This is a genomic window from Nocardiopsis moroccensis (genome assembly GCF_055763695.1).
This window is the reverse complement of record NZ_CP199747.1, coordinates 748,659-772,804: the sequence shown is the minus strand read 5'-3', so window position 1 is coordinate 772,804 and position 24,146 is coordinate 748,659. Positions and strand designations below refer to the sequence as shown.

Here is a 24,146-nt window from a genome sequence, read left to right as displayed (position 1 = left end):
ACCCCGCAGGTAGCTTCGGTGCGACAACAGACCTTTCACTCGTTCTCGGTCTCGCGAGGAATGCAGAAGAGGAGCCCATCCGGTGGTTGACTTCGAGATCCGGACCTGTCGTCGGCCGGTACCGGAGGCGGAGCGCGAGGCGGTTCTGGCCGCCCCCGGGTTCGGCCGCGTCTTCACCGACCACATGGTCACCGTGCGCTGGAACGAGGGGAGGGGGTGGGAGGACGGACGGCTGGAGCCGTACGGGCCGATCAGCCTGGACCCCTCCGCCTCCGTGTTCCACTACGGCCAGGAGTGCTTTGAGGGCATGAAGGCCTACCGGCAGGAGAGCGGCGCCATCACCCTGTTCCGGCCCCGCGTCAACGCGGCCCGGTTCAACCTCTCCGCCCGGCGGCTGGCGATGCCGGACCTGCCGGAGGAGACCTTCCTGCGTTCCCTGGAACTCCTGGTCTCCCAGGACCGCGCCTGGGTGCCGGCGGGCCCGGGCAACAGCCTCTACCTGCGGCCCATGATGATCGCAACTCAGCAGGAACTCGGATTCACGCTCCCCTCGCACAGCTACCTGTTCGTGGTCTTCGCCTCCCCTGCCGCCGCTTACTTCGGCGCCGGGACCCGTCCCCGCCCCCTGACGGTGTGGCTGGCCGAGGAGCACACCCGTGCCGCGCCCGGCGGTACCGGCTCCGCCAAGGTCGGCGGCAACTACGCCGCGGCCTTCACCGCCCAGCGCCGGGGCGCGGCCGAGGGATGTGACCAGGTGGTGTGGCTGGACGCCGCCGAGCACGCCTGGGTGGAGGAGATGGGCGGGATGAACATCTTCTTCGTGCTCCGCCCCCGAGACGGCGGACGGCCGCAACTGGTCACTCCTCCGCTGTCGGACACCCTGCTACCCGGCGTCACCCGCGACTCCCTGCTGAGACTGGCGCCGGACCTCGGCCTGGATGCCGAGGAGCGGCCCGTGTCGGTGCGGCAGTGGCGGGGGCTCTGCGCGTCGGGAACGATGACGGAGGCCTTCGCCTGCGGCACCGCCGCCGTCATCGCCCCGATCGGCAGGGTCAGGGGGGCGGGCGGCAAGGACTGGACGGTCGGAGACGGCCAACCGGGCCCGGTCGCCCTGGGACTGCGCGAGAAACTGCTCGGTATCCAACAAGGGCGACTGCCCGACCCAGACGCGTGGATACACAAAGTCTGCTGAGGCCCGGCGGGACGTGGCGGAGCGGCGTCCGCACCGGCCCCGGAACGCCCGCACGCGGATGTCGTCCTTTCAGGTGACACCACGCCCCGGTACCGCGCCGGTAAATTCAGGCAGAAGTACTGCGGTACCGGGGAACAGATTTCGGAATCGCCGAAGTACGCGTTGGAAGCGGCTGAGGTGAACGCTCCACCAGAACTCGTGACCGGATTATCCGGCCTCTCCCACTCCATCCCCGACGGATTAGTCAAGGAGCCGACACAATGAATCCGTTCGACGATCCCAACGGAACCTTTCTCGTCCTCGTCAACGCTGAGGAACAGCACTCGCTCTGGCCGGCCAGGCTGGAGCCCCCGGCCGGTTGGACCGTAGTCCAGGAGGGCGCCAAACAGTCCTGCCTGGACTACATCGACGAGCACTGGACCGACCTGCGTCCGCTGAGCACGCGCCGGGACCCCGTAGCAGTCCCGGGCCCCGACGGTCCCGGGCACTGATGAAGCCGAGCAGAGAAGGTCCAGACGGGGAAGAGGTGGGGAACCGGTGACGGATGCTATTCAGCCGTCTCACGCACCGAGGTGCGTGCACGACATGGTCGCGGAACAGGCCGCGAGAACCCCTGAGGCGATCGCGGTCAGCCACGGCGAACGCAGCCTCAGCTACCGGCGGCTCGACGCCTCCGCAGACCTCCTGGCCCGACGGCTACGCGCGGCCGGGGTCGGCGGCGGCAGCGTCGTCGCGGTGGTGCTGGACCGTTCAATCGAACTCATGGTGGCGCTGACCGCGATCCTCAAAGCGGGCGGCGCCTACCTGTACCTGGATCCGGCCGAACCGGCCGAGCAGCGCACCCGTATCCTCGACGACGCGCGGGCGCGTTTCGCCGTGGTCGACGCCGGTACCGCGCCGCTGGTGCCGCAGGTGGGGCACCAGCTCCCGATCGACGCCCCCGACGAGCCCGCCGCCGGCCCGGGGCCCCTGCCTCCGGCCGAGGTCGGCCCGGACACTCCCGCCTACGTCTGCTACACCTCGGGTTCCACCGGCGTTCCCAAGGGCGTGGTGGTCTCCCACCGCGCGATCTTCCGGCTCATCGACACCCCGTCGTGGATCGACGTCCGTCCGGACGACGTCTTCCTCCAGATGACGCGGGTCGGCTTCGACGTTTCCACCTTCGAGATCTGGACACCCCTGGTCCGCGGCTGCCGTCTGGCCCTCGCCCCCTCGGGCCTGGCCGACCTGGATGAGATCGTCAGGACGATCCACGAGGAGGGCGTGAGCATCCTGTGGCTCACCTCGGGCCTGTTCCACAAACTGGTCGCCCGCCGTCCGGAGAGTCTGGGCACGATCCGTCACCTGCTGGCGGGCGGGGACGTGCTCTCCCCGGACAAAGTCCGCGCCGTCCTGAAGGAGCACCCGCACCTGACGTTCACCAACGGCTACGGTCCGACCGAGAACACCACCTTCACCACCTGCTGGACCACACGCACCAGCAGTGACAACGAGCGCGTCCCCATCGGCACGGCCATCGACGGCACCACCACCGCGATCCTGGACGAGGCTATGAGCCCCGTACAGCGAGGTGAGTGGGGGGAGCTGTGGGTGGGCGGGGAGGGGCTCGCCACCGGCTACCTGAACAAACCCGGCGCCACCGCGGAGAAGTTCGTCGCCAACATCTACGGCGGCGCGGCGGGCAGCCGCATGTACCGAACCGGCGACATAGTGCGCGAACTGCCCGACGGCACCCTGGACTTCCTCTGCCGCGCCGACCGCCAGGTCAAGATCCGCGGCTACCGGGTGGAGCCCGGCACCGTCGAAACCGAACTGCTCAAACACCCCCGGGTGGAGGAGGCCGCCGCGCTCACCCACACCGACGGAGCCGGTGACACCCGCCTGATCGCCTACGTCGCGGTGGGCCCCGTCCCGGAGGGCGAGGCGGCCGAACTCGGTGCGGCCCTGCGCGCGATGCTCACGGAGTCCCTGCCCGCGCACCTGGTGCCCTGGGCGATCCTCGCCATGCCGGAGATCCCCCTCAACGCCAACGGCAAGGTCGACCGCTCGTCCCTGCCCTCCGCCAAGATCCCCCGAAACGTGTGGAACGAGTACGTCGAGCCGGCAGACGACCTGGAACGCCGCCTCGCCGATATCTGGAGCGACGCCCTCGACGTCGAGCCGGTCGGGACGGGCGACAACTTCTTCGAGCTCGGCGGGCACTCGCTGATGGCCGCCGAACTGCTCGCCGTCCTCCAGCAGGAGTTCGACGTCAACATGTCGGCCCGAACGCTGTACCTGTACCCGACGATCGCGGACCTCGCCGAGGACCTGCGGCGGAGCACGGGCGGCGGTCAGCCGCAGCCAACCCAGGAGGCCGAGGATGCGACCGTTCGATGATCTCACCGGAGGCGGTGCCGCGGGTGCGCCCAAGGCGGTGGCCGACGAGTGCCCCATGCCGCCTGCCGAGGCCGCGCCCGGCTGTCCGGTCGGCAAGGCCGCCATGGGCCTGGACGACCCTCTGCTCTACGGCTACGGGGACTTCCACCCGCTCTGGGCTGACCTGCGCCGACGTGACCGCCTCGTCTGGCAGGAGGTCGAAGGGCGCAACGGCTTCTGGTCGGTGGCCAACTACCACGAGGCCGACCACGTGCTCCGCGATGCCCACACCTTCACCTCCGAGCGGGGCACCCTGCTGAACATCCTCGGTGTCGAGGACCCGGCGGGCGGTCGGCAGATCGCGGCCACCGACCCCCCGCGCCACACCGTGATGCGCGCCCGTCTGCAGAAGGCCATGGCCATCAAGGCCATCGAGCGCCAGCACGAGATGATCCGCGAGCTCGTCCTGGAGGTCCTGGAGCCTCTCGGGGACGGCGGCCCGTTCGACTTCGCCGAGGCCATGCTGGCCCTTCCCGTGGCCGTGGGCGGGGTCTCCATGGGCCTGCCGCGCGAGGACTGGCCGTGGCTGGCGGGTCTGCTCAACTCTTCCATCGCCGCAGAGGATCCCGAGTACCAGTTGCCCGGAGGCACCCAGCAGACCCTGGACCATGCGCACCGCCAGCTCTTCGCCTACTTCCAGGACATCTACCGTGAGCGCCGCCACAACCTGGGCGACGATCTCATCAGCGTTCTGATCACCACCGAGGTGGACGGCCGAACCATGACACCGGGCGAGGTCATGTCCAACTGCTACAGCGTGCTCCTCGGAGCCGTGGTCACCACACCGCACTCCCCGAACTACCTGATCGCCGAACACCTGGAGGACGGTCTCCTCGATGCCTGGGCCGCGGACCCCGGTGTCACGCCCACGGCCGTCGAGGAGGCCCTCCGGATGGCGTCCCCGGTCAGCCACTTCATGCGGTACGCCGTCAAGGACACCGTGGTCCGTGGCACCCGGATCAGAGCAGGGGACGCAGTGGTGGTCTGGCTGGGCTCCGCCAACCGGGACGAGGCGGTGTTCCCGGACGCGGACACGTTCGACCTGCGCCGCAAACCCAATAAGCACATCGCGTTCGGGATCGGGCCGCACTACTGCGTCGGCCACAGCGTCGCCCGCGTCACCCTCAGGATCCTCTTCACCGAACTCCTGAACCGCTTCACGGGCTTCGCCCACGCCGGTGAGAGCTCCCGGCTCCAGTCGAACTTCATCTCCGGATACAAACACCTACCGATCACCGCCCGGAACCGCTGAGCCTCCCCCGCCCCAGGCCCCGTCCCCGCGACCACTTGGAGCCCGCTGATGAACCACCGACCCTCCGACCGGAACCCGTGGCTGCCTCACAAGCCGTCGGCCACGGCACGAGCGCGCGTGTTCCTCATCCCCTACTCGGGGTGCGGCGTCAGCATGTACCGGCGCTGGCCCCGTCACCGTGACGGGGTGGATTTCGTCCCGGTGGAGCTCCCGGGCCACGAAACCCGCTTCGCCGAGCCCAACTTCACCACCTACCAGGAGCTCGCCGAGGCCATGGGCCCCGGCCTGGAGGACTACCTGGACGTACCGTTCGCCTTCTTCGGCCACTGCGGTTCAGCGCTGGCGGCCTACGAGGTGTCCGCCGAGCTGGTTCGCACCGGACGTCCCGCTCCGGCCCAGCTGTACGTTTCCTCCCAGGTCGCGCCCCAGGACGGGCCCGCCGGGCGGTTTCTGTCCATGGACGACACCGAACTGGGCGCCGAGCTGGAGAAGCTGATGCGGCGGCTCGGCGGTTCCCCCAACCCCGAACTGCTCTCCTTCTACCTGGAGATCCTGCGGGCCGATGTCGAGACCAACAAGCGGTACACCATGCCGGTCCCCTACCGGCTGCCCGGCGCGATCACCGCCATCGGCTGGACCGAGGACGACGAGATCCCCTACGCGGACATGGGCGGCTGGACGGAGTGCGGCGAGACCACGTCCGTACTACTCGAAGGCCACCACCACAGGTTCATGGAGGCTCCCGACAGCCTCCTGGAACTGATGACCGACACACTGTCGAAGGCGGAGACGCGATGAGCGCACCGGACAGACTCGCCCCGGACGCGGACCGCCGCTGGTTCAAGCGGTTCGGCCGCACCGGTCCCGCCGAGACACGGTTGCTGTGTTTCCACTACGCGGGCGGCAACGCCTCCATGTTCCGGCAGTGGCCGCAGCAGCTGCCCTGGTACGTCGAAGCAGTGGCGGTACAGCTCCCGGGCCGCACCGACCGGTTCCGCGAACCCCCGTACGAGCGGATGGGCCCGCTGGTGGACGACCTCGTCAAGGTGGTCCGGCCGCTGTTGGACACACCCTTCTCCTTCTACGGTGTGAGTATGGGGGCCAGGGTCGCCTGGGCCCTGGCCCACACCCTGCGCGACCGCGGTCTGCCGACCCCTCGTCGGCTGTTCACCGCCGCCAGCGTGGCACCCGTGCTGGACGACGGCAGGTGGGAGTGGGAGGGCGGCGAGGGAGGGCTGGAAGGGTACGTGCGCGACATGGGCGGGACCCCCGTCGAGGTCCTGGAACAGCCCGAGCTCCTGGCCGGACTGCTGCCGACCCTACGCGCGGACCTGACCGTGCTCAGCACGCACGGGTTCCGGCCAAAGACCCCGCTGAACGTCCCGATCCACGCCTTCGCGGGTACTGAGGACCCAGAGGCGCCTCCGAAACGGATGGCGGACTGGGCAGAGGAGACCCGTGCCGGGTTCAGCCTGACCGCGGTCCCCGGGGGGCACTTCTTCGATGCTGCGGGCCGGCGTCAGGTGATCCGGGCCATCGTCGACGACCTCGTCTGACCCGGGGCCCGGGACGGACCGGCAAGGGGTCCCGGGCCCCGGGTGGGCGGATCCCCCAACCGTCAGATCCTGAAGGTCCGCACGACGAAGGTCTGGCCGGCGACCGACGGCCAGCTCGCCCAGGTCTGGTCCGCCTCCAGGGCGGGCGCGCCGATCCCGTCCGGCAGTCCGGTCGCGGTGGAGACCACCCGCAGCGGCAGTGGCCCCTCGCCGCGGGCCCGGATGACGACGTCGAGCCCGCCGGCGGGCGGACCGGCGTAGTAGAAGCTCCACCCCCAGTGGTCTGCGGACCGCGCGGAACCACCGGTGATCTCCTCGCCCCCGACGGTGGCGCCGAGAATCCGGTGGTTTCCGGTGTCCGCGTAGACGGCGACGCTGTGAGCGTCGGCAGGGCCGTGAAGACGGACCCGAACCGTCCGTACGCCGTCGGCCTCGTCGAAATGCTCCTCCTCGATGTTCGGGAGGTCCAACGGAACGACCTGGGCCGTTCCGTTGGCGAGCGCAACCCCTCCCAACGGGGGGACGCGCTCGTCGTAGCGGTCGGGCTCGCCGGTGAGCAGCCGGCCGACCACGGGGTCGGAGCTGTCACCCAGGCTCACCCAGCTCGCCTTGTCCGTGTCTGCTTCCAGGACGTACCCGAGGCTGACCGGTCGGGGCTGGTCGGCGCTGTAGCCGTCGAGAGCCGTGCCCGCTCCCAGGGTGGTCATACCGGCCACCGCCGCCACGAGTGTCGCCGCCGTGAGGACCCGGGGCCGGGGAAGGGGCTCCAGTACACCCGTCAGCGCGACTCCCAGCAGCGCCGCCAACACCAGGGGGGCGGTGATGGCTGCCAGCCCCAGGTCGAACAACAGGAGCACGATCGGCAGGATGAGCGCGACGGCCGGTACGGCGACGACCGCTCCGGCCGCCGGTCGCCACGGTGAGTCCTCTGGTGTGAACCGCAGCGCCGCGGCGACGGCGACCAGCCCGACCAGCGCGGGCCAGGTGAAGAGGTAGGCACCGCCGGGCAACAGCACAGCGCAGAGCACGGCGAACAGCGCGGACCAGCCGAGGACGGCGACCGCTGTGTCCAGCGGTGAGGCCCTGCGGCGCGTCCACCGGTACCAGACGAGGACCGGAACTGTAAGAAGCAGCAGCGCACCGACCACATAACGGCCGGGGTTGTGCACGTGCCCCGCGTTGAGGGCGAACTCCGGGCGGACCAGCGCCAGCAGCCACCACCCGGCCAGGCCCGCTGCGGCCACGCCGACCAGCGTGAGCGGAAGGGTCGCGGCGGCCAGACCGACCCCAGCCGGGGACACCCCCCGGCGTCGTCCGGTCCAGAGAAGGAGCGGCACTCCCAGGACGGCCGCCGCGGCGAGCGGGAGGACCGCCCAGGACGGGTACGACACCACCGTGCCGAAGAGCGAGAAGTACGTGGTGTCCGAGCCGTCAACGGCGAGGTCCGCCCCGCCGAGGTGGCGGACCGTGCTGAGCGCCGCCTCCCCCATGTCCTGCACGCTGGAGCGGTCCAGCCGGGCGAGATCGTCGTACTCGGTGTGGTAGTGCGCGGAGTCACCCATGAAGGCGAAGTTGAGTCCCCGCATCCCCGCCTCGTCGAAGACCGTCAGGTCGGTCTCGTGGGGCAACAGCCCGAAAACCTCGTCCGCGACCGAGGTGGTAGCCGCACCGGAGGCCCGCAAGGCGGGGGTGAGACCGGTACCCGCCGTCTGGAACATCACCGCGGGACCGGAGGAACCCCGGCTCTCCAGGTTCACCACCACGGTCCGGGAGGCGGCCGGACCCTTCACGCCGTCCTCCGCGTTGACGAAGGCGCGCGCCCCGATCATGCCCGGCTCCTCCCCGTCCGTGAAGAGGACCTCGACGTCGTTGCGGAGCCGCGGTCCGGCTTCCAGGACGCGCACGATCTCGAGGATAGCGGCGACGTTGGAGCCGTTGTCGGCAGCTCCCGGACCGATCGGCACGGAGTCGTAGTGGGCGACGAGAAGGACACGGCCGGTGGGCTCCGTGCCGGGGATCATGGTGCGGATGTTGCTGACGGACCCGGCGACGGCGCGGCCCTCGCTGACCTCGCGAACGGCGGCTGACTCCTGAACCTGTGGCCGCAGCCCCAGTTCCCGAAGCTCCCTGACGAGGTACTCGCGTACGTCCCGCTGAGCGGCCGAACCTGTGGGGTGCGGCACCGCGGCGATCGAGTCGAGCCGGTCACCAGCACGGGCCGCCGAGAACTCGGTGGCAGGGACGGCGGCCGTACCGGGATCGGGGGTGCGCAACGGCAGCGCGGCTGCCACGCCGGTGAGGATCAGCAGCAGGAGGACGGTCAGGGCCGGCCCCCGTCTGCGCATGGTGGTCTGAGCCTGCACTGCTCTACCTCACAGTGGAATGGGGGTCGGGGGCTGCTGCCCGTCCGGCCGCCGCGTCGACTGCGATGAGTCGGAACTCGGCCGTGTAGCGTTCACCGGCATGGTCGCTCAGCCAGAGCCGGTCCGTGTCCGGAAGGATCTCCGAGAACGTGAAGCTGTCCTCGTCGGACTCGGCGGTCCTGCGAATCGACTTGGCCAGCAGGTTCACCAGGGGCAGACTACGAAAGTCCACCGCCAACGGCTTGCGTTCGACCGGCACCCGGTAGAAGCCCCGCTCAGGCAGACCGTGGCTGCTCCTCCAGTGGCGCGCGGCCGCGTACCGCCGTTTCTCGTCCTTGACGAATGCCCAGGAGGCCTCCTCGGTACGAAAGGTCCAGCTCTCCCGGGCGATGACGAGCCGGTCGATACTGACCCGGGGGCGGTGGTCCGCCCCTGCGACCGGGCTGAACGCGTTGGCCACCAACAGCGACAGCGGTTCACCGACGGCCTCCAGGAACCGGTACTCACGGCCGTCGGTCCTGTGGCGCACGACGACCCCCTCGTTGCCCTGCCGCTCCACCACCAGGTCCATGACCGAAAGCGTGGTCGCCCCCTGGGGCGCATCGAAGGAGTCGGCTCCGATGGACATGTACGTGTACGTCGGCAGCATCAACTCGAGTGCCCGGGCCATCCGGGAGATGGCGAGTCCGCTGTCCATTCGTGGGATGACCGAGATCCGCCGGTCCAGACGGGTCGCTTTCGCGGCGTCGCGCAGACGGTCGGGGTCGGGGTGCTGGGAGACGAAGAGCTGGCTCTCCAGGGTGTTGATACAGCAGTGCATCTCACCGAGGACGAAGTCCAGCTCACCCCGCTCGGCAGCCGAGGCGCTCTCGGCTGCGAGCATGACGTCCGGGGAGTACCAGCGGGCTCCGCTCCACAGCGGCGCTCCGGTGGCGAACTCTCGCCCGGCCCGGGCGGCTACGGCGTCGGCGGTGACATGGTGGCGGGCGGCAGCGAGGGCGTCGGGCGGCAGGTCGAGAACGCGACGCCACCGCTCCCGGAACTCGACGGCCACCTCCTTGATGAGGGCGGAGGCGGGGCTACCCGGCTGGGCGACCTCCGGCATGATGCCGGTGAGCATGCGCAGCAGCGGCATCGCTGTGCCACCGGTCCGCGCGAGCTCCTGGTCCAGGACGTTTCGGGCCTGCGCCAGGTAGCGCTCACCAACAGTGTTGGCCAGCCAGAGCGCGCTGTCGAGAACCAGGCCGAGGGGAGCGGCGAGTGAGTCGGTCACCATGCGGCCGAGGCGGACATCGGCGTCGCGGACCGTGTCCTCGTAGACCAGGGTGCGTCCGGCGTAGGTGCGGCCCGCGTGGCGGGTGGCCGCGTCGCCCGTGAGGCGTTCGAACCTGGCAGAGAGGTTCTGGGTGGCCCGCAGCAGCCGGTCCGGGTCCCCGGCCGAAGCCGCCACCTCGTCCCGAGCGACCATCAGTTCGGTGAGCGGTTCGAGGGCCCGTTCGCGTACGGCCGGATCACCGATCTCCGAGATGCGCTCCGCAAGGTCCCGTTCCGGGTGGGCGACCAGGGGCACAGCGAGGTCGAGGCGTACGATCCCCAGCTCGCGCAGGCGCATCAGAACGACCGTGGTCTCCAGATCGGCCGGGGTGCCCGCGATGTCACCAACCGTGTGGTGGCCGTCGCACTGGCCCAGGACCCTCACCTGGTGGGCGGTCAGGGTCAGGGGCTTGCGGAAGGGCAGGCGGACCGTCCACCCGGTGAGGGAGGCGGAGGGAACCACACGCGGGACCAACCACGGCAACACCTCACGGCGGGCGGCGATGCCCCGAGCCACCGCATCGATGGCCCAGCCCTCGAAATAGGTCGTGCGGCGGCGCAGGAGCCCGGCGCCGTGGGTCAGGGACAGGCCGGTGGAACCGGAGTCGAACCTGGCCCAGCCGACCGGGCCGAAGAAGCCGACCGTGTCGTTCTTCAGGCAGTACCGCTGGAGGTAGTTGACGATCGTGAGCTCGTGGTTGCGGCCGCGGACGTTGCGGGGCTCCCCGGCGGCAGCCTTGTCCACGCAGTTGGGGATCAGCGCAGGGTTCTGCCAGGTGACCGCCTCACGGAACCGGGGGTCGGCGGCGGTATGGCGAATGGTCGCGCTGAGCCGGTCGGCCGCCTCGTCGAACACCTTCGCGTAGTGCTCGCGGGAGGACTGGCGCGTGTCGTCCAGCTGGTCGGCCGCCGCTGCGAGTTCGTCGTCGCAGACCGTGTGGATCCGCTCGGCCGGGAAACCCGCGCTGCGCAGCGCGGTCTCACGCCACAGGCTCCAGCCCGAGCTGCCCAGGGGCGTCAGATGGGTGTTGTCGATGCCGTACCGGTCCGCGGGGGTCTCCCTGCGCATTCGCGACGTCCCTCTGTTCTCGTTGGTACCGGTCGTCTCCCGTTGGTGACGGTCATCGTTCGGCGACCTGCTGAGTCCCGGGGTCCGTCACGGCCTGCGGCTCCGCGTCCTGTTCCGCGTCCTGTTCCTCGGCCTCCACCGGATCCCGGCCGTTCTTCTCGGCGGCGGCCCTGGACGCCCTGTCCGAGAGACGGCGCAGACTCGGGTTGAAGTAGCCGACGATCGCCGTAGCCACCACGAGCATCCCCAGTAGCAGCAGAAGCAAGGCCATCCCACGACCGGCTCCGACTCCGAGGACCAGTCCCGCGCTCCCGGCGAGCGCGCCGTCCTCGGCGAGAAGCGGCTCGAAGAGGTTGTCGGCGACGGGGCCTGCCATCAGGTAACTCGTGCAGAGCACCGTGTTGGTGATCATGTTGAACATCGCGAACGCCCGCCCCTGGACGTCCGGTTCGACCTCCAGGGCGAGGATGCTGCGTGTCGTGCCATCGATGATCACGGAACAGAACATGAAGCCGAACGCGGCGACCGCGACCAGGGGGATGCTGGGTTGCAGTGCTCCGAGGCAGAGGAACAGCCCGAGTGGAAGTGCGAAGCCCGCGAGCCCGTGGATGCGGCGCCGGGGACCGCCCCAGGACGCCATCGTGACGCTGCCGAGGACCAGACCGATGCCCCCGATCGTCAGGACGACACCCAGTGCGGAGACCGACGCGAAGCTGACCACCAGCGGGGTGAACAGGACGTCCACGAAGCCGACGCTGAGGTCGAGCGCCGCGTAGAAGAGTGCGAGGGCGATCAGTCCGCGCCCGCCCGCGAGAACCCGCCAGCCCTGCCGGATCTCACGGAGCAGGGAGCCCCCGCCCTCGGTGCCGACATCCGAGCGCGAAGGAGTGGGGATGCGCACGATGAGGAGCACGACCAGGTTGACGAAGAAAGTCGCGCAGTCGAGGAACAACACTCCGTTGACGCCGATACCGAGCATCAGGGCGCCGCCGAGTATGGGGGCCACGGTCTGGCTGATCGCCAGGGAGACCCCCATCATCCCGGAGGCCCGACCGACCTGCTCCTTGGGTACGAGCAGGATGACGCTCGAGTTGAGTGCGGGGACCTGGACGGCCCGCAGCGCCGAGCGGATCGCGGTGGTGACGAAGACGTGCCACGGTTCGAGGAGCCCGGCTGTGAAGAGCAGCCCGAGAGTCAGGGTGGTAAAGATACCCGCTACGTCACTGAGGAGCAGGATGCTCCGGCGGTCCCAGCGGTCCACCAGCGCGCCGGCCAGTGGCGAGAGCAGAATGCTCGGCAGGAACGCGAGGACGAACGTCAACGCGAACTGGGTCGTCGACCCGGTCTCCAGGTAGATCCAGACCCCCAACGCGAAGCTGGTGAGCGCTGTCCCCGTCATGGTCACCAGGCTGCCCGCCCAGATCGCTGTGAACTTCCACATGAGTTCCCGCCTCATTCGCGTTGGATATCGGGCCGGGACCGCAAACAGCGTCGTCCCGAACGCGGTGCTCCCGATTTCTCCCGTCAGAGGAATACGGCGTCCAACGGGTCGTGCGCACCCCATGTTCACGGATCAGAGCCTGAGAGGCGCATCCCTCCTTTAGGGGACGCCCGGATCACCCCCGCGCCGATTAACTTCCTAGGCATGGTGTGGCCCGCCTTCCACAGACCCCTTCGGAACCGACCCGTGTATTCCGCACCGCTCCGACGCAGATGTTCACCAGGAATTCCCTGGCTCCGGGCATGAGGAAAGCGACGGCTCCGAAAGCCGTGTTACCGCACCGAATTTGCGCAGGGCCCACCCGGAGCCGTCGGCTGGGCCGCCAAAACCGAAAGCTCGGAAGGGCGCACTGATGATCGATCGCGCAGATCTCCTGGTCGACGTGCTCAGGTCCCGGGCCGACCGGGATCCGGACACGGTGGCCTACGAATTCGTCGGCGGGCAGGGGCGTGTCGCCCCGGTGAGCCACGCCCGGCTCGCGGGCCGGGCGTCAGCCCTCGCCCGGCAGTTGGCCCACTGCCCCGAGGGGCCGGTGCTGCTGCTCTACCCCAGCGGTGTGGAGTACGTGGTTGCCGTCTTCGCCGCGTTCCTGGCGGGGCGCCCGGTGGTGCCCGCCTACCCGCCGAGCGCGTCCTCGGTCCCGGATCGTGCGCGGCTGTCCGGCATCGTGGAGGACTCCCGGCCGACGGTCGTCGTCAGCCCGGAACGCCACCCCGCCATCCCGGTGGAGAACTCCCTGGCCGTTCCCGGCCCGGAGGCCGACGACACCGCCTGGTTCGCCCCGGAGACGGTGACCGGCCAGGACGTGGCGATCATCCAGTACACCTCGGGAAGCACGGGACGTCCACGCGGTGTCCTGGTCCGCCACGACAGCCTCGCCGCGAACACGGCAGCCATTGCGGAGGCGTTCGGTCTGGACGCGGACTCGCGCGGGCTGACCTGGCTCCCCCCTTACCACGACATGGGTCTGATCGGCGGACTGCTCGCTCCGCTGTCGGCGGGCATCCCGGTGCGGGTCATGCCGCCGGGGGACTTCGTCAAGGCACCGCTGTCGTGGCTGCACCAGATCAGCGAGAACGGGATCACCGTCAGCGGCGGCCCCAACTTCGCTTACGACCTATGTATGCGCCGTGCGCACAGCGACGCGGCCCTGGAGGGACTGGACCTGTCCGGGTGGAGCGTGGCTTTCAGCGGCGGGGAGACCGTCAAACAGCGCACCCTGGCCGCCTTCGCCGAGCGTTTCGCGCCCGTGGGCTTCGACCCGAAGGCGTTCCTCCCCTGTTACGGGCTAGCGGAGGCGACGCTGATCGTCAGCGCCGGCCACTGGTCCGGGCCCACCGGGAACGGAACGGTCAGCTGTGGGAGGCCCGTGACAGGCCAGAGGGTGGCCGTCGTGGACCCGGCAGACGGCGGCACGCGGGTCCCGGACGGCCAGGAGGGCGAGATCTGGGTCTCCGGGCCACACGTCACCCCCGGCTACTGGTCCGCCGAGGACCCCGAGCTGTTCGGTGAACTGGACGGCGAGAGATTCCTCCGGACCGGCGACCTCGGTCGGCTGAGCGGGGGTGAGCTGACCGTGACGGGACGGGCCAAGGACGTCATCGTGTTCCGCGGCGCCAACCACCACGCTTCGGATGTCGAGGCACCCGCACTCCAGCTCCTGGGCAAGAAGGGCGGCACCGCGGCCGCCTTCCTGGTCGACGACGACTCCGAGCCGTACACCGTGCTGGTCCTGGAGGTGCGCGGAACCCCGGACCCACAACTCGCTTCGAAGGTGCGCGCGACCGTGCTGGCCGAGACCCGGCTGCCCTTGGGGCTCGTCGTCCTGGTGCCGGTACGTGCGGTGCCGCGCACCTCCAGCGGGAAGGTCCGGCGCTCAGCCTGCCGGGAGGAGTTTCTGTCAGGTGCCTACGACGACGCCGTCACCGACGACCCGGCCCGGCTCGCGGGGCTCACTGCCGCGCGGCGCCCGTCGGCCGGCGTGGACGATCTGACCGCACTGGTCTGCGGTGTCGTCGCCGGGGTCCGGGAGATCCCGGCCTGCCTTCCGACGGACAGCCTGATGGACCTGGGCCTGGATTCGGTTCTGGCCGCCGAGGCGGCTGCGGTCCTGGAGGACGCGCTGGGACTGCCCGTGGAGCTGGAGACGGTCCTCACGGCGGTGACCCCGCAGGAGGTGGCGGACGGCCTGCTGAAGGGATGGCTGGGCGAGGGACGGCCAGCGGACGCGGTACTGGACCGTGTCCGTTCGACGATCGAGGGCGAGGCGGCGTGACGGATCTGACAGTTGGACGGAACCTGGTGAAGCGCTGGCGGACCGCGCGACGCCCAAGCACAACCGCGTCGCTCACCACCGCTCAACAGGGCCTCTGGGCTTTCGAGGAGCTCCACCCCAACACCCCGGTCTTCAACCTGGGGTTCGCGGCCCGCCACACCGGCCCGCTCGACCACGACCGGTTCGAGGCGGCGGTCGCTGCCCTGGTCAGCCGCCATCCTGCTCTGCGCAGCACCTTCCGGGAGGGCCCCGACGGCGACCCCCTCCGCGAGGTCAGCGTCGACGCCGTGCCCGTCACGCAGTGGACCGACCTGAGCGACACCCCCGACGCCGCACCCAAACTCGCGGAGGAGGCCGTCGCAGCACCCTTCGATCTCGGCCGCGCGCCACTCGTCCGGGTACACGGTTACCGCCTCAGCAACGAGGAGCACCTGCTGGTCTTCGTCACCCACCACCTGGTGTGTGACGGCGGCTCGCTGCGGGTCCTACTCGCAGAACTGGACACCGCCTACGCGGACGGCGGGCTGCCTGGCCCGGCCCCGGACGTGGCAGCCACCAGGACCAGCGACGACGACCTCGCGTACTGGAAGAAACAGCTCGCCGGGATACCCGTCCTGGACCTGCCGACGGACCGTCCGCGCACCGCCGTCCCCGGTTTCGGTGCCGGATCGGTCCCGGTGACCCTGCCCGCCGAGCTGGTCACCGCCGCCGAACGGCTCGCGAAGGAGGAGGGCACCACCCTCTTCACGGTGCTTCTCAGCGCCTACCAGCTGCTCCTCAGCCGCCACACCGGACAGAGCGACTTCGGGGTGGGCATACCCGAGGCGGGTCGTGCGCGACCGGGCGCCCACGGAGTGGTCGGGCTGCTCACCAACCCGCTCGTCCTACGCGCCGACCTGTCCGGACGTCCCAGTTTCCGCGAACTCGTACGCCGTACCAGGCAGACCGCCCTGGCCGCCCTGGCCCACCGCGATGCCCCCTTCGAGGAGGTCGTGGCCGCGCTGGCACCGAACCGCGGCGGAGACCGCTCCCCGCTCTTTCGCACGCACTTCGTCTTCCACGGGGACATCGGCGCCCCGCGCCTGGGCGGTGCACCGCTGAAGCCGGAGCACCTGCCGCGCCCGGCCGTCCAGCACGACGTCGAGCTCCACCTGTGGCGAGACGGCGACGGCCTGTGGGGCACCTGGGACTTCAACGCCGAGATCTTCGACGCGTCCACCGCCGAACGCACCGCTGAACGGCTGCGGGTGCTGCTCACCGACGCCCTCGCCGACCCGGACCGGCCCGGAGCCCGACTCAACGTACACACCGCCAGGGACCGCGCGTTCCTGGACCGCTGGGGCAACGGACCGCAACTGGACCCCGGATCGGTACGCCTCACCGACCTGTTCGCCGAACAGGTCGAACGGGTACCGGACCAGACCGCCGTCATCGGCGCCGGGCACCAGCTCACCTACCGCCAGCTCGACGAGCGCTCCAACCAGCTCGCCCACCTCCTGCGCGCCGAGGGCGCCGGCGAGGGCGACGTCGTCGGCGTCCAGATGCGGCGCACCGCCGACCTGGCCGTGGCCATGATCGGCATCCTCAAGGCCGGTGCGGCGTACCTTCCGCTCGACCCGGACTACCCGGCCGAGCGCCTCGCGTTCATGCGAGGGGACAGCGGCGCCCGCACCGTCCTCACCGGCTTCGACCACAGCGCGCTCGACCGGCTACCGACGACGCCCGTCGGCGAGGTCGGCGTGCGGCCGGACTCGCTCACCCACGTCCTCTACACCTCGGGCTCCACCGGTACCCCGAAGGCCGTCATGATCACTCATTCGGGCACCGTGGCGATGGTGCGCTGGGGCGCGAGCGAGTTCACCGCCCATCAGTTGTCCCGGGTCCTGGCGTCCACCTCGATCTGCTTCGACGTGTCGGTCTTCGAGTTCTTCGGCCCGCTCTGCTCGGGCGGCACGGTCATCGTCGTCGAGGACCCCCTCGCCCTGCTCGAACCCGACGCCCCCGAGGTCACCCTGGTCTGCACTGTGCCGTCCGCGGCCCGTGAGCTGGTCGCCGGAGGCGGTCTGCGCAGCGGCCCCATGGTGTTCGGCCTGGGCGGCGAGGCGCTTCCGGGAGCCCTGGCCGAGGACCTGTACGCGAGCGGGCACGTCGAGGCCGTCTACAACCTCTACGGCCCGAGCGAGGACACCACCTACTCCACGTACTCCCGGGTGGCCCCCGGTGACAAGAACCCACCGATCGGACTTCCGCTCCCGCATGAGCGCGCCTACGTCCTGGACGAGGAGCTGTGCCCGCTGCCGGTGGGAGCCGTCGGCGAACTGTACCTCGGCGGCGTGGGCCTGGCCCGCGGCTACCTCAACCTCCCCTCCCTCACTGCCTCCCATTTCGTCGCCGATCCCTTCGTTCCAGGTGAGCGGATGTATCGGACCGGCGACCTGGTCCGCTACCGGTCCGACGGCGAGCTGTCCTACCTCGGCCGCCGGGACTTTCAGGTCAAGGTGCGCGGACAGCGTGTCGAACTGGGCGAAATCGAAGCCGCTCTGCGCCGCTGCCACGGGGTGCGCGACGCGGTCGTCACGATGTCCGAAGGACGCCTCGTCGGCTACCTGACCGCAGAGCCGCCCGAGAACCCCGACCATGGTGACCTCCGTGAGCAGCTGCGGCGGACGCTGACCGACGCGATGGTGCCCTCCGCCTTCATGGTGCTCGACGCCCTCCCGCGCACACCCAACGGCAAGGTCGACACACGGGCCCTGCCGAGACCCGTCCGGAGGGCCGAACCTGCCGGTGGGGCACCGCGGGGAGAGGTCGAGGAGCTGGTCGCCGATGTCTGGCTGGAGGTGCTCGGTGTCGAGGGCGTGGGGCGCCAGGACGACTTCTTCGATCTGGGCGGGCACTCCCTGCTCGCCGGACGGGTCCGCAACCAGATACGCGAGCGCTCCGGAGCGGACGTGCCCGTGCGGCTGTTCTTCGAGCATCCGGTGCTGTCCGAGCTGGCGGCCGCGCTGCCGGCCCCCGGAGCCGGTCCCGCGCCAACCGCCGTTCCTCTCCACCCGCGCACCGCTGGAGACTGCACGGCCGTGGCGAGCACCATGCAACGGCAGCTCTGGCACCTCTGCCGGATGGAACCAGCCGCCCACCGCGCGTGGACGATGCAGGGGTCCCTGCGCCTGACCGGCGAGGTGCGCCCGGACCTGCTGGAGCAGGCGTTGAGGACCGTCGCGCTGCGGCACGAGGCCATGCGTACGACCTTCCGGGAGACGGAAGGGCTGCTGGAGCAGATCATCCACCCCGAACCGCTCGTCGGACTCGAACGGGTACGGCTGAGCGGGGAGTCGGAGCTGCGGGCCCTGGCGGAGGAGGCCGTCGGCCGCCTCGACATGGGGTCGGGACCGTTGATGGTGGTCCATCTCGCGGATCTGGGCGAGCGGGACCACGTGCTGCTGCTCACCGTGCACCACATCATCGCCGACGGATGGTCGCTGGCCGTCCTGGGAGAGGAACTCGGCCTGGCGTACACCGCGCTGTGCGAGGGCCGCGCCCCCGATCTACCCGAGCTGCCCGTCCAGTACGCCGACTACGCTGCCTGGCAGCGAGAGGCCCTGGACAGCGGCGCGCTGGAGCCCCACATCGCCTACTGGCGGCGGCAACTGGACGGCGTCGCCCCCCTGGAACTGCGCAAGGACCGGTTGCGCCCCGCCCAGCCCAGCTACGACGGTGCCCTGGTCCGCCGCCGGGTGCCCGCGGGCCTCGCGGAACGGGTGCGCGCACACGGAGCGCAGCAGGGGGCCAGCCCCTACATGGTGATGCTCTCGGTGTTCCTGGTGCTGCTGCACCGACACAGCGAGCAGGAGGACATCACGGTCGGCTCACCCGTGGCGGGCCGCGACCGCAGCGAGCTGGAACGGCTCATCGGGTACTTCCTGCAGACCCTCGTTCTCCGTGTCGGTGTCCATGACGACGATCCCTTCACCTCACTGCTCGATCAGGTCCGCCAGACCGTTCTCGACGCTCTGGACCACCAGGACGCGCCGTTCGAGGCGATCCTGGCCGCGGTGGACCTGCCCGCACACGGTCCGAGCCACACACCGCTGTTCGACGTGATGTTCAACTACCTCAACCAGCCCGGCGTCGAGTTCAGCGCCCCGGGTGTGCGGAACGAACAGGCACCGGTCGAGGAACTGCCTGCCAAGTACGACCTGGAGCTCTACGTCGAGGATCAGTACGACGGTGCCGTCGATCTGCTGCTCAGTTACAGCCAGGACCTCTTCGAGCCCGACACCGCGGAAGCAGTACTCGACGGCTACGTCACCCTGCTCGGACAGATCGCGGCCGATCCAGGGGTCCGTGTGGGCGACCTGCGCCTCACCGAGGGCGCGGGCATCCCGCTGACCCCCTCCCTCGGCCCGGAGGACGGCACCGTGGCCGCCGCCTTCCTGGAGCGCGTCGCGCTCCATCCGGACCGGCCCGCCGTGTGGACCCCGGACACCACTCTCAGCTACGCCGAACTCGACCGCCGCGCCCGGCTGCTGGGCGGCGCCCTCAGAGAACGGGTACCGGTGGCGAACGGGCGCGTGGGCGTGCTCTGCGGGCAGGGAGTCGAGGTGCCCGTCGCTCTGCTCGGGATCACGGCGGGCGGCCACGCCTACATGCCGCTCGACACCAGCGCGCCCACGGCCCGTCTCTCCCAACTCGTCGAACTCACCGGCGCCGACGCCATCGTCACCGACCGCACCAACCGGGCACTGGCCGAACAGGTAGCCGACGGCCGACCCGTAATCGACGTCGACGGCACAGACTCACCACCGCTGGACGCCTGGACGGCGCCCGACCCGGACGCCGTCGCGTACGTCCTCTTCACCTCGGGCTCTACCGGCGACCCCAAGGCCGTCGTGCAGTCCCACCGAAACGTGGCCCGCCACGTGTACGCCTACGCCTCCGTCCTCGGCGTACGCGAGACCGACCGGCTGAGCATGCTCTGCGCGTACACCGCCGACGGCGCCGGTCAGGACCTCTACTCGGCGCTCGTCCACGGGGCCACCGCATGCCCCATGGACCTGCGGCGGGACGGAGCGGATGCGGTCCGCGAGACCCTGTCCCGCGCCGGTGTGAGCGTCTATCACTCCACTCCGAGCGCCTTCCGGGCACTCGCGACCGCCCCTGGGGCCGTCGACTGGCCCGCCACACTGCGCACAGCCGCGTACGGCGGCGAGAAGCTCACCCGCGACGACGTCGCCTTCATCCAGCGCAAGCTGCCCGGTCGCTCGATCGTCAACGTCTACGGGCTCACCGAGTGCAGCGTCGCCCTCATGCACGTCATCGAGCCAGGTGAGGCTCCGCTCCGGAGCTCGGTTCCCGTCGGCCGCCCGGTCCCCGGTGTCGGCATCCACCTGAGGGACACGGCCGGGCGCCCCGCCGAACTCTTCGGGGAGATCGTCTGCTCCGGACCCTCCTTGGCCCTGGGCTACCTCGACCCCGACCAGACGGCCGACTCCTTCCACGAGGGGCCCGAAGGCCGCAGTTACCGCACCGGCGATCTCGCCTGGCTGCTCCCCGACGGCACCCTGGAGCTGGTCGGCCGCCGCGACGACCAGGTGAAGCTGTGGGGCCACCGAGTCGAGACCGGCGAGGTCGAGGCAAGGCTGCGCGCCCTGCCCAGTGTCACCGACGCCGCGATCGTCCCCGTCACCGACCCCGCCGGGCAAACGCAACTCGCCGGATACTTCACCGGCCCGGCCGAGCCCTCCGAGCTGCGCGCCCGGTTGTACGGAATCCTGCCGCACTACATGGTGCCCAGGGTTCTCGTGCCGTTGGCGGAACTCCCCTACACCCGAACCGCGAAGATCAGCCGCACCGAACTCCCAGCTCCCGACTGGCACGCGGCCACCACCGGCTCCGCTCCGCCCCGCACCGCTACCGAGCGGACCATCGCCGACGTCTTCGGCGAGGTCCTGGAGGTCGCTTCGGTCGGGCGGCAGGACAACTTCTTCGACCTGGGCGGTCAGTCGCTCCAGGCCGCGAGGGTGGTGAGCGGACTACGCGAGTCGCTCGGCGTGGAGGTCTCCGTCCGGCAGGTCTTCGAACTGGGCACGGTCGAGCGGATCGCCGCCGCGCTGGTGCCCAGCCGACCGGTTGTCCAGCCGGGCACGGGCGGCCCCGTTCTCTCCTACGACCAACAGCGGTTGTGGCTGGAGGATCAGCTCCGCTCCTCCGTCGCCTACAACGTCCACGGGCGCCAGCTCCTGCTCGGCAGTCTCGACGTGGGAGCCCTGGAACGCAGTATCCGGACGATCATCGCCCGCCACGAGACCCTGCGCACCACCTTCCCCGTGGTGGACGGCCAAACGGTCCAGGCGGTGGCGGACGCCAGCGACGCGTGGTGCCTCACCACAGAGGACCTGAGCGGTATGGACGGCGACCGTGAGGGCGCTGCCCGCGAGCTCGCGAACGCACAGGCAGGCACCGTCTTCGACCTGGCGAACGGCCCCCTCTTCCGTTGCCTGCTCATCAGGCTCGGTGAGGACGAGCACCTGATCAGCATCACGATCCACCACATCATCTCCGACGCCTGGTCCATCCGGCTCTTCTTCCGGGAACTGTCGCTGCTGTACGAGGCGGGCGGCGACCCGGACGCGGCGGACCTGGCCCCGCTTCCGGTCCAGTACCGCGACTACGCAGCGTGGCAGCGTGAGTGGTTGACCCCGGAGAACCTCGAGGCGCAGGTCGGCTACTGGCGGCAGCACCTCGAAGGCGCCCCGCCGGCTCTGCACCTGCCGGCAGCCCGACGGCGGACCCCGGCCCAAGGCACGGTCGGTGGAAGGGTGTGGGCCGAACTCTCCGCCGAGGAGACTGCGGCGCTCCGCGAGCGGTGCCGTGTCTCCGGAGTCACGCCGTACATGCTGTTGCTTGCCGCGCTGGCCACCGTGCTGCGCCGCTGGTCCGGCCAGGACGACCTCGTTGTCGGCGCACCCGTCACCACCCGGAACGACACCGGCACCACGGACCTCATCGGATTCTTCGTCAACACGCTGCCACTGCGCGTCGACCTCTCGGGAGACCCGGCCTTCGACACCCTGCTCGGCCGGGTGCGCAAGGTTGCGCTGGAAGGGTACACACACAACGAGGACGCGCCGTTCGACGTGCTGGTGAGCGAACTCCAGGTGCTGCGGGACCCCACGCGCACGCCCCTTTTCCAAGTCATCCTGAACATGGTGGAGAGCACCTTGGAGGACTGGGAACTCGCCGGTGTGACGGTACGGAACCTGGAGGCGCCCGCGCTGCCGAGCAAGTTCGACCTCACTCTGACGGCGCACGTGTCCGACACCACCTTCCGGCTCGAGCTCGTTTTCCACCATGACCGTTACGACGACGCCATGATGCGCGCCCTGCTCGAACAACTGAAAGTCCTGCTGACAGCTGTTTCGGCGGATCCGACCCGAGGAGTCCTCGACTACCCGCTCGGGGTCTGCCCGGAGACCGATCGGAGGGCTCGGACGGAGCCACCGCGCCCGGTGGCGGTACCCGCGTCCGAGGGGATCGCGGTGACCGACAACATCGGTTCATGGACCTACGGACAGCTGCACGAGGCAGCCGACCGGGTCGCACGGGCACTGGAGAAGCGCGGAGACGGGGACGTGGCTGTCATCAAGCGACGGGCAGCGGGCCACATCGTGGCGGTCCTCGGCTGTGCCAGGGCCGGGGTTCCCTTCACCGTCGCGAAGGCGGAGCCGGGCCTCGCCCAGCACCCCTTCATCAGCACGGTACTGGACCCCGCCCCGGCGGAGGACACCCCGGACGGGGCGATCGATGTACAGGAGCTGATCCGGGAGACCGCCGCGGACGTGTCCGTGACCCGGGACGCACCGCCGGAGAACTGGACCGCCGGACGCTATGACCTGGGCCCGGACGACCGATTCGCCGTGCTCTCCAACAGCTCCGGTCATCTCCTGTGTGCCTTCAACACCTCGCTCGGTGTCGGCGGCACACTGGCCCTGCCGGAAACGGAGACGGTCGCGTCCCCCGACGCCCTGCACGAGTGGCTGCTGAGCACGTCCGTGACCGTTCTCTATCTGACTCCGCCCCAGCTGCGCTCACTGGCAGCGCGCGATCAGCGGCTGCCCTCGCTCCGACACGTCTTCCTCACCAACGACGGGGACCTGCTCTCTCACGACGTCGACCTCGCACTCCGCATGGCACCCTCCTGCCGCGTCACCGGCCTCTACCGGGTCACCGCGACCGGTCACCCGTTGGCCGCGTACGACGTACCGCTCACCTGGTCGCCGGATGCCGCCCTACTGCGCGTTCCGGTGGGCACTGAGGCGGGCGGTCAACGAGCCGAACTCGTGAACTCCGCAGGACACCCCCTCACGGTGGGCGAGGTCGGTGAGATCCGTTTCGGCACACGACGAACCGGTGACCTGGGACGCCTACTGGCCGACGGAACACTGGAGTTCGTCGGTCCGGCGGGCGTCCGCGATGATTCGGTGGAGACGGTCGCGGCCCTGCGCGATCTTCCCGCAGTCCGGGACGCGCTGGTGACCGAGTACGCCGACCTCGACGGCAGGGCGGTCCTGGTCGCCTTCGTCGCGGCTGAGAGGCAGACGGTGAGCCTGCCCGAGCTCCGGCAGCACCTCACCCTCCAACTACCGGAGTACCTGCTCCCGCAACAACTCCTGATCCTCGACCGGCTCCCACTCACCTCCGACGGCGACTACGATCTCAACGCCCTGCCCGACCCGCTCAGGGACGAGGCACAGGACACCTATGTCGCGCCCCGAACACCGGTGGAACGCCAACTGGTCGAGATCTTCGAGGAGCTCCTCGGTGTCGAGAGGGTGAGTATCCACGACACCTTCTTCGAATTGAACGGATTCTCCCTGCTCGCGACCCAGTTGGTCTCCAGAATCAGGGAGGCGTTCCAGTTGGAATTGGCTCTGCGGGAGGTTTTCGAATCGCCGACGGTCGAAAGTCTGGCCCAGCTGATCGTGCGCACCCAGGCCGAGCAAGCCGACCAGGACACGCTGGCGGTGCTGCTCAACGAACTGGAGTGACCCGGGCAGCCCGAACGGCTCCGCTCCGTAGCAGGCCCTCAGGGATATCAAAGGTGCCCGGGGGCGACTGACGAAGTGAATGCCCGATGACCCGGCTGCGACCATCCAGGTCATCAAGGATGTCGTCGAAGTTCCGGGACGTTCCTCGGGAGAGTC

11 protein-coding genes are annotated in these 24,146 nt (G+C 70.0%); 8 read left to right on the top strand and 3 right to left on the bottom strand.

Annotated features, from left to right (window positions below; genetic code table 11):
- Positions 1-82 precede the first annotated feature (82 nt).
- The 6 genes from ACUKCB_RS03225 (at position 83) to ACUKCB_RS03200 (ending at position 6,418) form a co-directional block, all read left to right on the top strand.
- Positions 83-1,192, top strand: coding sequence for a branched-chain amino acid aminotransferase (locus ACUKCB_RS03225; RefSeq protein WP_473038946.1), 1,110 nt, complete (start codon positions 83-85; stop codon positions 1,190-1,192).
- A 260-nt stretch (positions 1,193-1,452) separates the two neighbouring features.
- Positions 1,453-1,683, top strand: a complete 231-nt coding sequence (locus ACUKCB_RS03220; protein ID WP_473038945.1) for an MbtH family protein — start codon at positions 1,453-1,455, stop codon at positions 1,681-1,683.
- A 94-nt stretch (positions 1,684-1,777) separates the two neighbouring features.
- A complete protein-coding gene (locus ACUKCB_RS03215) occupies positions 1,778-3,571 on the top strand; it encodes an amino acid adenylation domain-containing protein (protein ID WP_473038944.1) in 1,794 nt (597 codons plus the stop codon).
- A complete protein-coding gene (locus ACUKCB_RS03210) occupies positions 3,555-4,862 on the top strand; it encodes a cytochrome P450 (RefSeq protein ID WP_473038942.1) in 1,308 nt (435 codons plus the stop codon). The genes ACUKCB_RS03215 and ACUKCB_RS03210 overlap by 17 nt, the downstream gene beginning before the upstream one ends.
- Before the next feature lie 48 nt (positions 4,863-4,910).
- Positions 4,911-5,660 (top strand): thioesterase II family protein, encoded by a 750-nt coding sequence (locus ACUKCB_RS03205; protein WP_473038941.1) that lies wholly within the window; start codon positions 4,911-4,913, stop codon positions 5,658-5,660.
- Positions 5,657-6,418: a thioesterase II family protein gene (locus ACUKCB_RS03200; protein WP_473038940.1), complete on the top strand. Its 762-nt coding sequence runs from the start codon at positions 5,657-5,659 to the stop codon at positions 6,416-6,418. Before ACUKCB_RS03205 ends, ACUKCB_RS03200 begins: the two co-directional genes overlap by 4 nt.
- A 62-nt stretch (positions 6,419-6,480) precedes the next feature.
- Here ACUKCB_RS03200 and ACUKCB_RS03195 read toward each other — a convergent pair whose 3' ends face one another.
- From ACUKCB_RS03195 to ACUKCB_RS03185, 3 genes are read right to left on the bottom strand one after another with little or no spacing between them, the layout of a single operon-like run.
- On the bottom strand, positions 6,481-8,781 hold the full coding sequence (locus ACUKCB_RS03195) for a M20/M25/M40 family metallo-hydrolase (RefSeq protein WP_473038939.1): 2,301 nt from the start codon (positions 8,779-8,781) through the stop codon (positions 6,481-6,483).
- Between the two features lie 4 nt (positions 8,782-8,785).
- On the bottom strand, positions 8,786-11,164 hold the full coding sequence (locus ACUKCB_RS03190; RefSeq protein WP_473038938.1) for a lantibiotic dehydratase: 2,379 nt from the start codon (positions 11,162-11,164) through the stop codon (positions 8,786-8,788).
- A 52-nt stretch (positions 11,165-11,216) separates the two neighbouring features.
- Positions 11,217-12,605: an MFS transporter gene (locus ACUKCB_RS03185; RefSeq protein ID WP_473038937.1), complete on the bottom strand. Its 1,389-nt coding sequence runs from the start codon at positions 12,603-12,605 to the stop codon at positions 11,217-11,219.
- A 412-nt stretch (positions 12,606-13,017) separates the two neighbouring features.
- Here ACUKCB_RS03185 and ACUKCB_RS03180 point away from each other — a divergent pair, with 412 nt between their 5' ends.
- On the top strand, positions 13,018-14,940 hold the full coding sequence (locus ACUKCB_RS03180) for a fatty acyl-AMP ligase (protein ID WP_473038936.1): 1,923 nt from the start codon (positions 13,018-13,020) through the stop codon (positions 14,938-14,940).
- Positions 14,937-23,990 carry an amino acid adenylation domain-containing protein gene (locus ACUKCB_RS03175; protein ID WP_473038935.1) on the top strand — a complete coding sequence of 3,018 codons (9,054 nt, stop codon included), beginning with the start codon at positions 14,937-14,939 and terminating at the stop codon, positions 23,988-23,990. Before ACUKCB_RS03180 ends, ACUKCB_RS03175 begins: the two co-directional genes overlap by 4 nt.
- The last annotated feature ends 156 nt before the right edge of the window (positions 23,991-24,146 follow it).

Bases quoted from the DNA above. Each gene is read 5' to 3' on its own strand.
- ACUKCB_RS03220 (WP_473038945.1), top strand. From the start codon at position 1,453: ATGAATCCGTTCGACGATCCCAACGGAACCTTTCTCGTCCTCGTCAAC.
- ACUKCB_RS03215 (WP_473038944.1), top strand. From the start codon at position 1,778: ATGGTCGCGGAACAGGCCGCGAGAACCCCTGAGGCGATCGCGGTCAGC.
- ACUKCB_RS03210 (WP_473038942.1), top strand. From the start codon at position 3,555: ATGCGACCGTTCGATGATCTCACCGGAGGCGGTGCCGCGGGTGCGCCC.
- ACUKCB_RS03205 (WP_473038941.1), top strand. From the start codon at position 4,911: ATGAACCACCGACCCTCCGACCGGAACCCGTGGCTGCCTCACAAGCCG.
- ACUKCB_RS03200 (WP_473038940.1), top strand. From the start codon at position 5,657: ATGAGCGCACCGGACAGACTCGCCCCGGACGCGGACCGCCGCTGGTTC.
- ACUKCB_RS03190 (WP_473038938.1), bottom strand. From the start codon at position 11,164: ATGCGCAGGGAGACCCCCGCGGACCGGTACGGCATCGACAACACCCAT.
- ACUKCB_RS03185 (WP_473038937.1), bottom strand. From the start codon at position 12,605: ATGTGGAAGTTCACAGCGATCTGGGCGGGCAGCCTGGTGACCATGACG.
- ACUKCB_RS03180 (WP_473038936.1), top strand. From the start codon at position 13,018: ATGATCGATCGCGCAGATCTCCTGGTCGACGTGCTCAGGTCCCGGGCC.